The sequence below is a fragment of the Herbaspirillum sp. Her4 genome (assembly GCF_057961335.1).
The window spans coordinates 5,048,473-5,062,927 of sequence record NZ_CM176330.1 but is presented as its reverse complement, the minus strand read 5'-3'; the positions used below and the strand labels follow the sequence as shown (position 1 = coordinate 5,062,927).

15 protein-coding genes are annotated in these 14,455 nt (G+C 63.7%); 12 read left to right on the top strand and 3 right to left on the bottom strand.

Annotated elements, in window-relative coordinates; translation table 11 throughout:
* Nucleotides 1-104: 104 nt before the first annotated feature.
* From ACWFUC_RS22925 to ACWFUC_RS22915, 3 genes are all read right to left on the bottom strand, one after another.
* Nucleotides 105-959, bottom strand: coding sequence for a putative hydro-lyase (locus ACWFUC_RS22925; protein WP_489623448.1), 855 nt, complete (start codon nt 957-959; stop codon nt 105-107).
* 138 nt (nt 960-1,097) lie between these two features.
* Nucleotides 1,098-2,003 carry a LysR family transcriptional regulator gene (locus tag ACWFUC_RS22920; RefSeq protein ID WP_088754923.1) on the bottom strand — a complete coding sequence of 302 codons (906 nt, stop codon included), beginning with the start codon at nt 2,001-2,003 and terminating at the stop codon, nt 1,098-1,100.
* Nucleotides 2,004-2,060: 57 nt separating this feature from the next.
* The gene (locus ACWFUC_RS22915; protein ID WP_489623447.1) at nt 2,061-3,041 is read right to left on the bottom strand and encodes a LysR family transcriptional regulator; all 981 of its coding nucleotides are present in this window, start codon (nt 3,039-3,041) and stop codon (nt 2,061-2,063) included.
* Between the two features lie 337 nt (nt 3,042-3,378).
* Between ACWFUC_RS22915 and ACWFUC_RS22910 the strand changes: the two genes are divergently transcribed.
* From ACWFUC_RS22910 to cynS, 12 genes are all read left to right on the top strand, one after another.
* Nucleotides 3,379-4,581, top strand: a complete 1,203-nt coding sequence (locus ACWFUC_RS22910) for a M20 aminoacylase family protein (protein ID WP_121045054.1) — start codon at nt 3,379-3,381, stop codon at nt 4,579-4,581.
* An 89-nt stretch (nt 4,582-4,670) separates the two neighbouring features.
* Entirely contained in the window at nt 4,671-5,999 is a 1,329-nt protein-coding gene (locus ACWFUC_RS22905; protein WP_121045052.1) for an MFS transporter, read from the top strand.
* Nucleotides 5,999-6,397 (top strand): toxin, encoded by a 399-nt coding sequence (locus ACWFUC_RS22900; protein WP_243442889.1) that lies wholly within the window; start codon nt 5,999-6,001, stop codon nt 6,395-6,397. The genes ACWFUC_RS22905 and ACWFUC_RS22900 overlap by 1 nt, the downstream gene beginning before the upstream one ends.
* Nucleotides 6,394-6,714, top strand: coding sequence for a helix-turn-helix domain-containing protein (locus ACWFUC_RS22895; protein WP_121045050.1), 321 nt, complete (start codon nt 6,394-6,396; stop codon nt 6,712-6,714). The genes ACWFUC_RS22900 and ACWFUC_RS22895 overlap by 4 nt, the downstream gene beginning before the upstream one ends.
* Nucleotides 6,715-6,916: 202 nt before the next feature.
* The gene (locus ACWFUC_RS22890) at nt 6,917-7,636 is read left to right on the top strand and encodes a FadR/GntR family transcriptional regulator (protein WP_034329812.1); all 720 of its coding nucleotides are present in this window, start codon (nt 6,917-6,919) and stop codon (nt 7,634-7,636) included.
* A 219-nt stretch (nt 7,637-7,855) separates the two neighbouring features.
* Nucleotides 7,856-8,617, top strand: a complete 762-nt coding sequence (locus tag ACWFUC_RS22885; RefSeq protein ID WP_489623446.1) for an SDR family NAD(P)-dependent oxidoreductase — start codon at nt 7,856-7,858, stop codon at nt 8,615-8,617.
* A 55-nt stretch (nt 8,618-8,672) separates the two neighbouring features.
* A complete protein-coding gene (locus tag ACWFUC_RS22880) occupies nt 8,673-9,875 on the top strand; it encodes a sensor histidine kinase (RefSeq protein ID WP_134137380.1) in 1,203 nt (400 codons plus the stop codon).
* Entirely contained in the window at nt 9,872-10,534 is a 663-nt protein-coding gene (locus ACWFUC_RS22875; protein ID WP_121045044.1) for a response regulator, read from the top strand. Before ACWFUC_RS22880 ends, ACWFUC_RS22875 begins: the two co-directional genes overlap by 4 nt.
* Nucleotides 10,535-10,724: 190 nt before the next feature.
* Nucleotides 10,725-12,128: a CmpA/NrtA family ABC transporter substrate-binding protein gene (locus tag ACWFUC_RS22870; RefSeq protein WP_489623445.1), complete on the top strand. Its 1,404-nt coding sequence runs from the start codon at nt 10,725-10,727 to the stop codon at nt 12,126-12,128.
* Nucleotides 12,128-12,976: a nitrate ABC transporter permease gene (ntrB, locus tag ACWFUC_RS22865; protein ID WP_489623444.1), complete on the top strand. Its 849-nt coding sequence runs from the start codon at nt 12,128-12,130 to the stop codon at nt 12,974-12,976. The genes ACWFUC_RS22870 and ntrB overlap by 1 nt, the downstream gene beginning before the upstream one ends.
* A gap of 13 nt (nt 12,977-12,989) precedes the next feature.
* Entirely contained in the window at nt 12,990-13,844 is an 855-nt protein-coding gene (locus tag ACWFUC_RS22860; protein WP_034329820.1) for an ABC transporter ATP-binding protein, read from the top strand.
* A gap of 133 nt (nt 13,845-13,977) precedes the next feature.
* Nucleotides 13,978-14,421 (top strand): cyanase, encoded by a 444-nt coding sequence (gene cynS, locus ACWFUC_RS22855; RefSeq protein WP_039784640.1) that lies wholly within the window; start codon nt 13,978-13,980, stop codon nt 14,419-14,421.
* Nucleotides 14,422-14,455 lie beyond the last annotated feature (34 nt).

The window sequence follows — 14,455 nt, the reverse complement described above, 5'->3', positions numbered from 1 at the left end:
TTGATCCCCGTAATGAATGTGTAAATCACTGACGTGCGGCATCGCTGGTCGCATGCAGGCAGCATGCGGCCATCGATGAAAAAACGGTAGAGCGGCAGCAGGCGCTAGGCCTGCGCGTCGAGCAGCAGTTCGCTGTTGAGCTTGTCGGTCACCAGCATGTAGCCGGGTGCATGGGTGATGCAGAATTCGGGCCGGGCAGCGACGATGGCGGCTTGCGGCGTGACGCCGCAGGCCCAGAACACCGGCAGCTCATCGGCGTGGATGTCCACCGCTTCGCCATAGTCGGGCTGGTGGAGATCGGCAATGCCGATCAAGCCCGGGTCGCCGATGTGAATGGGTGCGCCATGCACCTGCGGCGTGCGTGCGGTGATCTGGATGGCGCGGATGGCATCGGCGGCCTTGAGCGGCCGCATCGACACCACCGTCGGTCCCTGGAACACGCCCACCGGCTGCGTCGGAATATTGGTGCGGTACATGGCCACGTTGCGGCCTTCGCTGACATGGCGCAGCGGAATACCGGCGGCCAGCAACGCATGCTCGAAAGAGAAGGAACAGCCCAGCGCGAACGTGACCAGATCGTCGCGCCACACTGCGCGCAGGTCGTTCACCTCGGCCACGCGCTCGCCGTCACGCCACAGGTGATAGCGCGGCACGTCGCTGCGCACGTCCAGGTCCAGGCCCAGCGCGGGCAGGGCGGGCGAGCCCGGCTTGGACACGGCCAGCAAGGGACAGGGGATGGGATTGCGTTCGCAGAAGGCGAGAAAATCATCGGCCAACGCCGCCGGCAGGATCGCCAGGTTGACTTGCACATGGGCACTGGCCACCCCGCTGGTGTGGCCGGTGAATGCCCCGCTGCGGGCAGCCAGCCGCACGTCTAGCGCGCTGGAGGAAGCCGACAGCACAGGCGCTGCGGCGGAATGAATCGGTACGGCAGGCGAGGCGGTGGTAGTCTCTGGCATGGCGGTCTCCTTCTTGGAATGGAGCCGATGTTAGGAGCGTGCCGGGACAGCGTCCAACAAAAAATTTATATCTTTTGTTATCGATTTTTTCGATGAGGACAACGGAAATTTCACTGTAGCGATTTCCGTGCCAGTGGCTCATTTTTCGGTGGCGCGGCCTTTGCCTTGGGTGCGGCGTGCATGCTCCAATGCCGAATCGAGGACCAGTTCGGCCAGGCTGGAGCTGGGGTCTTCGCGATAGCTGGCGTGGATCTGCAAGGGCGGGAGCGTGGCTTCGCAGCGCAGGATGCGCAGGGGAAGACGGCGCGTGAGTTCGCGCACCGAGGCGCGCGGCAGGGTGGCTACACCGAAGCCGCCTTCGACCAGCTGCACCATGGCGGAGATGGAAGAGATGGCATGCACGCGCGGTTCGATCACGCCCCATTCCTGGCACAGCTGCAGCACTCCCTGGTGCGGCTGCGAGCCACGCTGGAAGGTGATGAGGTCGTGTGCGGCCAGTTCGTCCAGCGTGTGAGAACGCGTACCGAAGCGTTCGCGGTGGCCCACGAAGACCATCTCCATCGGCGTCATCAGGCGCGAGCGCACGGCCGTGTCGCTGCCTACGGTGGAGGTAAAGACCAGGTCTTGGGCACCGCGCCGGATCTGCTCGGTCAGTACCGGCGAGGTTTCGACGGTGAGTTCCAGCGCGAAATCGGGATAGCGGCTGCGGATTTCCTGCAGCCAGGCCGGCAGCCAGCTGTGCACCACCGATTCGATGCTGCCGATGCGCAGCAGCAGCGGGCCGGCGCTGTTGCCGCCGAGCTCCTGGCGGATCTGGCGCTGCATGTCGAGCAGTTTCACCGCCAGGCGCTGGAAGCGCTGGCCGGCCACGGTGAGGCGAAACTGTTTTTCGCGGCGGTCCAGCAGCACCACGCCCAGTTCCTCTTCCAGCGAGGCGATGCGGCTGGACATGGTCGATTGCGTGATGTGGAGCTTTTCAGCGGCGCGGGTGATGCTCTTGAGCGAGGCGGCCCAGTGGAAGGCCTCGACGAAACGCAGGTTCATGGGTGCTCGGCGGTGGGGTGGGCAGGCCCTAGGCTACCAGATGCGCGCGCCTGCCGGCTAGCGTTGTGCGATCACGTCCAGCGAACGCAACACCCGCGGATGCAGGAAGCGGCTGCGGGTGGCCTCGTCGGTGAGCACATGCATCATGGCCCCGACGAAATCGCTCACGCAGCCATGGATGGGCGCGTTCTTGCGCGTGACGTAGCAGGTGATGCTGGCCGGCAGCCGCTCCTTGAGCGTGAGCGCTTCCAGCGGGTAGTGCTGGCGGCTGGCTTCGATCACCGGCCAGGGGACCACGGTGAGCAGGTCGCTGTTGCAGATCAGTTCCATCATGTGTAGGGAACGGTACTGATGCACCTGGCCGCCGCCAGGCAGCGCACCGTCGCCATAGTGTGTCTGGAAGAAATCGCGCAGGGGCGGTTGGTACTGGCCGATCTCGTGGCTGACCAACCATGATTGTCCGGCCAGTTGCTCCAGATGGCGGGCCTGCTGCAGCGGATGGCCACGGCGGCAGGCGATCGCGTGTTCGTAGGAAAACAGCGGCCGTGCCGCCAGTTCAGCGCTGCCCTCATCGGGCGGTGCCAGGCCGATGGCCAGGTCCATGCTGCCCTCGCGCAGGGCAGCATAGTCGGAACCGAAGACATCGGACAGGCGCAGGCTCACATCCGGCCGCAGTTCGGCAAAGCGCAGCAGCGTGGGGGTGAGCAGGGTCAGCGAAATCCACGGCGTGACACCGACGGTGAAACGGATGCGATTGCTGGCCCGCGCAGCGCCCAGTTCCTGCATGGCCTGTTCGACTTCACACTGGATCAGCCGGGCTCGAGTGAGCAGCTTGCGGCCCGCAGCCGTGAGCTGCAGCCCCTGTGCCTGGCGTTCCAGCAAGCGGGTGCCGGCGGTATTCTCCAACTCCTGCAAGCCCTTGCTGACAGCGGCGGCGGTCACGTTGAGGGCCTGTGCAGCCGAACGCAGGCCGCCATGCTCGGTGATGGCGATCAGATATTGCAGTTGCTGCAGCTTCAGTTCGGGCGGACGCGCCATGGGTTCGCTCCTCGGGGGGCCTCATGAAGGGGTGCGGCGAGGATAAACGCTGCACCGTATTCGCGCATCTGTTTTTCGATTCAACCGGATCTATTCATGTCAACGAGCCGTTGACGCGACGCCGCCGCGCAATGGCTGCACACTTGCCGCACCAGGAGGGGCTGGGTGTTGCGGGCAGAAGTGTAAATGATTTACGCAGCTCCCGGGGCTGTCCCGCCCGGCCTGTTCCGTCTGCCGGAGGCGCACTGGTATGCATGCTGCATGGTGAGACCGGCCATGCCAGCGTGCTTGCCAGTGCGCATCGGCAGGATCGCATTCCACTACCCTGAGACCCGCAATGACCAAGAACCCGTCCTCTTCCGCCCTCGTGCCCGGCATCCTGCACCACCTGCAGGAAAGCGTGGCGCTGCGTCACCACATTCACGCCCATCCCGAACTGGCGTTCGAGGAGCACGCCACCAGCGAGCTGGTCGCCGGCAAGCTGGCCGAATGGGGATACGAGGTCCATCGCGGCCTGGGCGGGACCGGCGTGGTGGGGACCTTGAAGAAGGGCAGCGGTCCGCGCCGCCTTGGCCTGCGTGCCGACATGGACGCCCTGCCCATCCATGAGGAGACCAAGCTGCCTTATGCCAGCCAGCACGGCGGCACCATGCATGCTTGCGGCCATGACGGCCATACCGCCAGCCTGCTGGCGGCCGCGCGCGAGCTCAAGGACACCGACTTCGATGGCACCCTGCACCTGATCTTCCAGCCCGCCGAAGAAGGCCTGGGCGGTGCGCGCAAGATGGTCGAGGATGGCCTGTTCGAGCGATTTCCCTGCGATGGCGTGTTCGCCTTTCACAACATGCCCGGTTATCCGGTGGGCAAGTTCGGTACCCTGCCGGGGGCCTTCATGGCTTCGTCCGATACTGTCATCATCAAGATCATCGGCAATGGGGGGCATGGCTCCATGCCGCACATCACGGTCGATGCAATTCTGGTGGCCTCCTATCTGGTAGTGGCCTTGCAGAGCGTGGTCGCGCGCAATGTCGATCCGCGCCAGATGGCGGTGGTGACAGTCGGTGCGCTGCATGCGGGCAATGCCCCCAACGTGATCGCCGAGACCGCCGAGCTGCGCCTGTCGGTGCGCGCCTATTCGCCCGAGGTGCGGGCGCTGCTGCGCCAGCGCATCACCGAGCTGGCCCAGACCCAGGCGCAGGCCATGGGCGCGCGGGCGGAGGTCGATTACCACTGGCGTTATCCGGCGCTGCAGAACGATGCGGGCATGACCGCCTTTGCCGAAGGCGTGGTGCGTGATTGGCTGGGACAGGACGCCTTCATCGAGAACGTCCAGCAACTGACGGGCAGCGAGGATTTCTCCTTCATGCTGGAGCAATGCCCGGGCTGCTACGTCATCATCGGCAATGGGGAAGGAGAGCAGGGCGGCTGCATGGTGCACAACCCGCGCTATGACTTCAATGACGGCATCCTGCCGATCGCGGCCAGCTACTGGGTCAAGCTGACCCAGCGCTTCCTGTCGGACGCGCCGCTGGTGGCCTGATCCGTCACAGGGGAGAACGGCACCCGGCGGCGCAATCTCGCCGGGCGCTGCCAACGCACAACAGACACGACAGAAGGGCCACCCACACCATGAACAGCAACAGCCACTCAGCCGCCGTCAGCCCCGCTGCTGCCGTACCCGCTCCGGTTTCCAAGGCCAAGAAGATCGCCGCCATCACCATCGGCAATGGCCTGGAGTTTTTCGATTTTTCCATCTACACCTACTTTGCGGCCATCATCGGTCGCCAGTTCTTTCCCAGTACCTCGGAATGGGCTTCGCTGATGATGTCGCTGGCCACCTTCGGGGTGGGTTTCCTGATGCGCCCGCTGGGCGGCATCATCATGGGGCAGTTCGCCGACCGGCGCGGACGCAAGCCGGCCATGACCTTGAGCTTGTGGCTTATGGCGGTGGGCTCGGCCATCTTCATCGTGGCCCCGACCTATGCCCAGATCGGATTGGCCGCGCCGCTGCTGATGATCGCCGGCCGCATGATCCAGGGCTTTGCGGTGGGCGGCGAAGTGGGCGCGTCGACCTCCATGCTGCTGGAATACGCGGACGACAGGACACGTGGTTTCTACAGCAGCTGGCAACTGTTCAGCCAGGCGCTCAGCACGCTGGTCGGCTCCGGCGTGGGACTGTTGCTGACCTATGCGCTGACTGCTGAGCAGCTGGAAAGCTGGGGCTGGCGTCTGCCATTCGTCGTCGGCCTGCTGCTGGTGCCGATCGGCAATTACATCCGCCGTTTCCTCGATGAGACCGCCGAGGTGGAACATGCGCCCGCGTCAGGCCAGCCGGGCAAGCGGGCACCGGGTGCCCTGAGCGAGATCCTGCAGGCGCATCGCAAACCATTGCTGCTGGGCACGGCCATCGTCATCGGCGGGACCTCGGCCAACTACATCGTGATGCACTACATCACCACCTATGCCAAGGCCATCCTGCACATGCCGTTCTCGCTGGCGCTGTGGGCCTCCTGGCTGGCCGGCCTGCTGCAGTTGCTGCTGTGTGCGCCGGCCGGCATCCTGACTGATCGCCTCGGCCGCAAGCCGGTGGCCACCTGGTCGCGCCTGGCGCTGATCGTCCTGGTGTTCCCGGCCTTCATGCTGATGAACCATCTGCGCAGCGGCATGGGCCTGCTGACGGCGGTGACGGTGATGGTCATTCCCATGGTCTTCACTTCGGTCTCCAGCGTGGTCATGATGACCGAACTGTTCCCGCGCCGCGTGCGGGCGACCGGGCTGGCCCTGTGCTATGGACTGGGCGTATCGATCTTTGGCGGCTTCTCGCAGTTCATCGCCACCTGGCTGGTCAAGGCCACCGGTTCCAACCTGGGTCCGGCCTGGTATGTGATCGGTACCGGCCTCATCTCACTGGTGGCCATTGCCATGGTGCGGGAGACGGCGGGGCGGAAGCTGGATTGATGCTGCACTATGGTACGATGGCGAACTATACGCGAGATGCGTATGGTTCGCGGATGGAAGCGATCTTCAAAGAAACGCGAATGTTTGCAGCAGTCCGGGAGAACTACCTCTCGGACGATGACTTTGCAACGCTTCAGCAGATGCTGATGCGGCAGCCGCAAGCGGGAAGCCTCATCAAGGATGCGGGGGGACTTCGAAAGATTCGTTTTCCTGATGCGCGTCGTTGCAAGGGAAAACGTGGTGGCCTGAGAGTGATCTACTATTTTTGGGACGAACAATGCCACTTCTGGCTTTGCTCTATCTACGACAAAGATGAGATGAACGACCTCACTGCTCATCAGAGAAAACTGCTCAGGCGTGCGCTGGAAGATGAACTGTCCTCAAGGAAGACATCATGAAAAAAAGAAATTTATTCGAAGAGTTGATGGCGGGCGTGCAAGACATGGCCAATGAGCGAGAGGGCAAGCTGACCTTGCGCACAAGCAAAGTCAAGCTATCGCCGGAGCCGGTCACGATCACAGCCGAGGAGATTCAACGGGTACGGGGCAAGGCTCGGGTGTCTCAGGCGATCATGGCCCGCAGCCTGCGTGTCAATCCGCGGACGTATCAAAACTGGGAGCAGGGCGTATCACGGCCCAACGCGCAGGCAGCCGTGTTGCTCAAGTTGGTGGACCAAGACCCCACGCTCTTCGCACGGATCAGCGCGCTTGTGTGACGGCACCTGATGGGTGGTGCGATATCGCCTAGTTTCTTGCGCACCGCACCAATTTTCCCGCCGCTTGACACAATCCTCCCCCATACCTATCCTCACCCCCGATTGGTCATACCTTTTGTCGCCCGCACATGCCGGGCTGGCGGGCCAGGCCGACACTGCCGCGACGGCAGCGATTCACCCTACAGGCAGATACCCAGAGAGCATGTCCTTCGACCCCATCGTCCAGAAATCCATTTCCGAGCAGGTAGCCCAGCGGCTGCTGACCATGATACGCAGCGGCCTGCTGAAACCTGACCAGCAACTGCCGCCCGAGCGCGAACTGGCAGCCATGCTGGGCGTGGGCCGTCCTGCCGTGCGGGAAGCCATTCGCGGGCTGGCCCTGCTGGGCCTGCTGCGCATCCGCCAGGGCGAGGGCACCTTCGTCAGTTCGCTGGAAACGCGCGAGCTGCTGGAGCCCCTGGAGATGATCATCGATCTCAACCCCGGCACGCTGGAAGCGCTGTTCGACGCCCGTCTCATCATCGAGACCGGCGTGGCCGCGCTGGCCGCCACCCATATCGACGACGCCGAACTGGCGCGCCTGGCGCGCAACGTCGAGGATGAGGCGCGGTTGCTGTCGGACCCGGCGGCCTTCTCGGCAGCGGATGTGGAATTCCACGAGGCCATCATCGAGGCCTGCAACAATCCCTTCCTGCAAAGCGTCGCCGGCAGTCTCTACATGCTGGGCAAGAAGAGCCGCTCCATCACCTCGCGCATCCCCTCCACGCTGGAACGCAGCCTGCAGGACCACCGCGACATCCTCGATGCGCTGAAGGCGCGCAATCCGCACCAGGCCTCCGAAGCCATGCGCAACCACCTGCTGAGGGTGCGCGATGCCTATCGCAGTGCCGGACGCAGCCAGAACGAATCGGTCCACGACTGAGTCAACAAGTACGATCTGACGCAAGAAGCGTCGCCGTTGCTGCCGGGCTGGTCCCGCAGCATTCCACAACGGCGGCGTGGCAGCACAGCCGCAGCATGGCCGCGGCGCCCCTCACAAGAAGCGATACCGGCAAGGCGCGCAGGGCCGCCTGTTGATGCAGCACTTCTACAAGCCGGACAGGCAGGATCTTTCCTTATCAATCGATTGCAGGAGAACAGCATGCTGGATCTGGCAGGTAAAGTCGTCTTCATCAGCGGTGCAAGCACCGGTATCGGCGCGGCCGCCGCGCGCGCCTTCGCAGCACGTGGTGCCCACGTGGTGGTCCATTACAACAGCTCGAAGGAAGAGGCGGAGGCCGTGGCCGCAGAAGTGCGCGCCGCTGGCAGCAAGGCCGTCACCATCGGCGCGGACGTGCGCGATACGGCAGCCATCAACGCCGCCGTCTCCAAGGCCGTGGAGCAGATGGGCCGCATCGACGTGCTCATCAACAACGCCGGCGCGCTGGTCAAGCGGGCCCCGCTGGAAACGGTCACCGATGAACTCTTCGACGAGATCATCAACATCAACGCCCGCTCGGTGGTGGCCTTCACGCGTGCGGTCATTCCCGTCATGCGCTCCCAGGGCGGCGGCAACATCATCAACGTCACCTCGGTGGCGGCGCGCCATGGGGGCGGTCCCGGTGCGCTGATCTATGCAGCTTCCAAAGGCTTCGTCAGCACCATCACGCGCGGCATGGCCAAGGAATTGCTGGCCGACAAGATCCGCGTCAATGCGGTGGCGCCGGGCGTGATCATGACGCCATTCCAGGAACGCTTCACCACTCCGGAACAATTGGAAGGCTTCCGCAAGACCATCCCCATGGGCCGCATCGGCGAGCCTGATGAATGCAGCGGTGCTTTCCTTTATCTGGCCTCGGACCAGATGTCGGGCTACGTCACCGGCCAGATCATCGACGTCAACGGCGGCCAGTACATGCCGTAAGGTCCGGCGCCACGCCACACCGGTTCTGGCATGGCTCTTGCGGGCAGGGAGGATCATGCGCCACGATCCTTTCCTGCCCGTTTCCGCTTCAGCCGCCCTGGCCCCGCCAGGCGGACTGCTGCGCGACAAGCTGGCCCTGCTGCTGGACTCCACCGGCGAGGGCATCTACGGTATCGACCTGGAGGGGCGCTGCACCTTCATCAACCGCGCCGGTGCGGCCATGCTGGGCTACGCGCCGGCAGACGTGCTGGGCCACAACATGCACGAACTGGTGCATCACAGCCATGAACACGGCGGCCATTACCCCGAGGCCGAGTGTCCGATCCTGAAGGCCTTCCGCAAGGGCGAATCCTGCCGGGTCGACCAGGAAGTGTTCTGGCGCGCTGATGGCAGCTGCTTCGCGACCGAATATTCCTCGTACCAGATCATCGATGGCGGCCAGGTGCGCGGGGCGGTGATCGCCTTCAGCGATATCTCCAAGCGCCGCCAGGCCGAGGAACAGTTGCAGCGGGCCAAGGCCGAACTGGAAGTGCGCGTGGCCGAGCGCACCCGCGAGCTCTCGGCTGCGCTGCGCCAGGTGCGGCAGTTGTCGGCGCATGCGCATTCGGTGCGAGAGGATGAACGCACCCGCATCGCCCGCGAAATCCACGACGAACTGGGCAGCCTGCTGGTGGCACTCAAACTGGATGTGAACTGGATGGCCAAGCGCGTGACCGATCTCGATCCGGTGGCGCGCAAGTGCGAGGCCATGAGCCGCCTGATCGAAACCGCAGTGGATAACGTGGGACGCATCATCACCGACCTGCGCCCCAGCATCCTCGATCACCAGGGCCTGATCGCCGCGCTGGAATGGCAGGTGCAGGAATTCTCGGAAGCCACCGAATTGCCCTGCGAAGTCGAGTTCGATATCGCGCCGGAAGCCTTCGTCCCGGATGGGGCCAAGGCCACGGCGGCGTTTCGCATCTTCCAGGAAATGCTCTCCAACGTGGCGCGCCACGCGCAGGCCACGCAGGTGCGCATCGCGGTCCACCTGACTCCGGCAGAACTGCGCATGGAAGTGGAAGACGATGGCGTGGGCACGCCCCGCGCCGCGCAGGAAGCGGCCACGTCCTATGGCGTGATGGGCATGCGCGAGCGCGCCTTGCACTTCGGTGGCGCACTGAGCATTGCTGGTGCGCGGTATGCACCAGAGCACGGCAGGCCCGGCACGCTGGTCTGCCTGCGCCTGCCCCATCACGCCAGCCGGGAGCTGCCATGAGCCGCCCCGGTGACAACATCCGCATCCTGCTCTGCGACGACCATCGCATCGTGCGCGAGGGCTTGAAGCAGATCCTGGCCGACACGCCCGACATCGAGGTGGCTGCCGAATGCGCCAGCGGGCCGGAGGTGCTGCACAGTGCGCGCGTCGAGGCGATCGACCTGGTGCTGCTGGACATCGCCATCCCCCAGCAGGACGGGCTGGACGTGCTGCGCCAGATCAAGCAGGAGATGCCGCGCCTGCCGGTGCTGATGCTGTCCACCTATCCCGAGAAACAATACGCGGCCCGTTGCTACAAGCTGGGCGCAGCAGGCTATCTCAACAAGAGCACCGACCCCGAGCAACTGGTGGAAGCCATCCGCAAGGCCGCTGGCGGCGGCCTCTACGTAAGCGCACAGATGGCCGAGACCCTGGCATCGGGCCTGGCCCAGCGCGCCACGGCCCCGCAGCGTGCCGCGCATGAGAGCCTGTCGCACCGCGAATACCAGGTCTTCCAGCTGATCGCCGCCGGGCGCAGCGTCAAGGAAATCGCCGACCAGCTGGAATTGAGCCCCAATACGGTGAGCACCTATCGCAGCCGCATCCTGGAGAAGACCGGCGCTTCCAATGATGTGGGGATCGCCATGTATGCCGTGCGGCACCAGTTGCTGCCGGTGTGAGCATTTTTTTCCGAGTGTCGTCATTTTGCAGCGCGTTTTCGTCATTCTGACGATACCATCGACACTGCTTGTAGTGGCAGCACTACAAGATGTCGTGCGCCCATGACGTATTGCAGCGGGCTGGCAAATCCCTTGCAGGTAGTGCAGGTGAACGCAGCAACTCACCTCACATTCACCAAACGGGGGATTTATGCCGGACGCACCAGAGACCAATCTGTTCAACACCTATGACGCCGAACGCGCCGGGCAGGGCTGTTCCTGCGGCCGCCACGGCAGCCAGCAGCAGCACGAGGCCGATGTGCTGGCCGAGCAGCAGCGCCTGCAGCGTGGCCGCGATGTCGAAACCCTGTCCAATGACGTGGTGGAGGAAGCGCTGATGCGTTCGCTCTTCCCGCGCGTGTCCGAACGCCGTGATTTCCTGCGCGCAGTGGGCAAGAATGCGGCGCGCGCGGCCATTGCCAGCGTGCTGCCGCTGGGCTCGCTGCAGGCCATGGCGCAGGAAAAGAATGGTGCGCTGGAAAAGAAAGACCTCAAGATCGGCTTCATCGCCATCACCTGTGCGGCGCCGCTCATCATGGCCGATCCGCTGGGCTTCTATCGCAAGCAGGGCTTGAACGTGTCGCTCAACAAGACGGCCGGCTGGGCGCTGATCCGCGACAAGATGATCAACAAGGAACACGACGCCTCGCACTTCCTTTCGCCCATGCCGATTGCCATGTCCATGGGCGTGGGCAGCAATGCCACACAGATGCGCGTGGCCACCATCCAGAACATCAACGGCCAGGCCATCACGCTGCATACCAAGCACAAGGACAAGCGCGATCCCAAGCAATGGAAGGGCTTCAAGTTCGCCGTCCCCTTCGAATATTCGATGCACAATTTCCTGCTGCGCTACTACCTGGCCGAGCACGGACTGGACCCGGACCGCGACGTGCAGATTCGCGTGACGCCCCCGCCGGAAATGGTGGCCAACCTGCGCGCAGGCAATATCGACGGCTTCCTCGGGCCGGACCCGTTCAACCAGCGTGCGGTGTATGACGAGGTCGGCTTCATTCATATCCTCTCCAAGGAGATCTGGGACGGGCACCCCTGCTGCGCCTTCGGCACCTCCGAAGAGTTCATCAAGCAGAATCCCAACACCTTCGCGGCACTGTTCCGCGCCGTGCTGACTGCGGCGGCCATGGCACGCGATCCGGCCAACCGCTCGCTGGTGGCCAAGGTGATTTCTCCACCGGCCTACCTGAACCAGCCGGAGACGGTGGTGGAGCAGGTGCTGACCGGCCGCTTCGCCGATGGCCTGGGCAACGTCAAGAACGTGCCGGGCCGCGCTGACTTCGATCCGGTACCCTGGGATTCGATGGGGGTGTGGATTCTCACGCAGATGAAGCGCTGGGGCTACATCAAGGGCGATGTCGACTACAAGGCCATCACCGAAAAGGTACTGCTGCTGACCGAGGCCAAGAAGCACATGAAGGAACTGGGCCAGCCGGTACCGGACGGGGCCTACCGCAAGTATTCCATCATGGGCAAGGAGTTCGATGCCAACAAGGCCGACGCCTACGTGAACAGCTTCGCCATCAAGAGGAGCGCGTGATGCAGGGCCGGCATCTAGGCTGGCGCGCTGCGCTCATTTCCCTGCTGCTGCTGGCCGCACTGCTGATGGTGTGGCACCTGGCCACGCTGCCCAAGGAGAGCGCGGCCAGTACCGCCCAGGATGAGTACGCCAGGCTGATGGGCAAGAGCAGCGGCGCGGCCAAGCGCGATGGCTTCCCCGGACTGGCGCAGATGGGCGAGACCATCCGCAAGGAACTGAGCAATCCCTTCTACGACAACGGTCCCAATGACAAGGGCATCGGCATCCAGCTGGCCTATTCGCTGGGCCGGGTCGGGCTGGGGTTTGCGATTGCGGCGGTGGTGGCGGTGCCGCTGGGATTCCTGCTGGGGATGTCGCCGCTGATGCAGCGTGCGCTCAATCCCTTCATCCAGATATTGAAGCCCATTTCCCCGCTGGCCTGGATGCCGCTGGCGCTCTACACCATCAAGGATTCCTCGGTGTCGGGGGTGTTCGTGATCTTCATCTGCTCGGTCTGGCCGATGCTGATGAACACCGCCTTCGGCGTGGCCTCGGTGCGGCGCGACTGGTTGAACGTGGCCAAGACGCTGGAGGTGGCACCGCTGCGGCGCGCCTTCCTGGTGATCCTGCCGGCAGCGGCACCGACCATCCTGACCGGCATGCGCATCTCCATGGGCATTGCCTGGCTGGTGATCGTGGCCGCCGAGATGCTGGTGGGCGGAACCGGCATCGGCTACTTCGTCTGGAATGAATGGAACAACCTGTCTCTGACCAGCGTGATCTTCGCCATCCTGGTCATCGGCGTGACCGGCATGGTGCTGGACCTGATCTTCGCGCGGCTGCAGAAGTGGGTCACCTATGTCGAATGAAGGGAGCAGCAGCATGGATCACAATTTCCTGAGCGTGCAGGGCCTGGCCAAGCGTTATGCAGCAGGCGCGCCGCCGGTGTTCGAGCAGGTGTCCTTCGGTATCGATCGCGGTGAATTCGTCTGCGTGATCGGGCACTCGGGCTGCGGCAAGACCACCATCCTCAACGTGCTGGCCGGGCTGGAAGCGGCCAGCGAGGGTGTCGTCATCATGGACCAGCGCGAAGTCAAGGGACCGAGCCTGGATCGTGGTGTGGTGTTCCAGAGCCACGCCCTCATGCCCTGGTTCAGCGTGCTGGGCAATGTGGTGTTCGCGGTGCGTTCGCGCTGGCCGGACTGGCCACGGGCCAAGGCCGAGGAGCATGCACGGCGTTTCATCGAGATGGTGGGACTGAAGGGCGCTGAACACAAGAAGCCCTCGGAGCTCTCGGGCGGCATGAAGCAGCGCGTGGGCATTGCACGCGCCTTTTCCATCGAGCCCAAGATGTTGCTGATGGACGAGCCCTTCGGTGCGCTCGATGCCCTGACCCGTGGCGTGGTGCAGGACGAGTTGCTGAAGATCTGCGCAGCCACGCACCAGACCGTGTTCATGATTACCCACGACGTCGATGAAGCGATCCTGCTGGCCGACAAGATCTTCCTCATGTCCAACGGCCCGCAGGCCTGCATCGCCGAGGTGGTCATCAACACGCTGCCCAAGAACCGCACACGCGAAGGCATGCACCACGATCCGCAGTTCTATCGCATCCGCAATCACCTGGTCGATTTCCTGGTGCATCGTTCGCGCCAGATCCAGGCAGCGCAGGCCAGCGGCGCAGCGCGCCTGCCGACCCGCATCGTCATGCCGGGGCTGGAGCAGGTTGCGGCATGAAGGCAGGGGCAGGGTGACCTGCCATTTCGTCAGTTTATATCGTCGTTTTGCAGCATCGTTTCGTCAGGATCGATGACGCACACTACAAAGTGTCGTCGGTTTTCATTTTTCGTCCACCACAAGGAGAGAGCGCATGGACCGCAACCAAGTCACCCAGAAGATCGTCACCGCCAAGGTCAGCAAGAAGATGACCTGGGCCCAGATCGCCGAACGCATCGGCCAGAGCAAGGAGTGGACTACCGCCGCCATGCTGGGCCAGATGACCCTGACGGCCAAGCAGGCCGCCGCGGCACAGGAACTGTTCGAACTGACCGATGAAGAAACGCTGTGGCTGCAGATCGTGCCTTACAAGGGATCGCTGCCGACTCCGGTGCCGACCGATCCGCTGATCTATCGCTGGTACGAGATCGTCAGTGTTTATGGCAGCACCATCAAGGAACTGATCCACGAAGAGTTCGGCGACGGCATCATGAGTGCCATCGATTTCAAGATGGATATCCAGCGCCAGGCCGACCCCAATGGCGATCGCGTCAATGTGATGCTGTCAGGCAAGTTCCTGCCTTATAAAACCTATTGAGTCACATCGGGTTACAAGCGCGGCGATGCAAAGG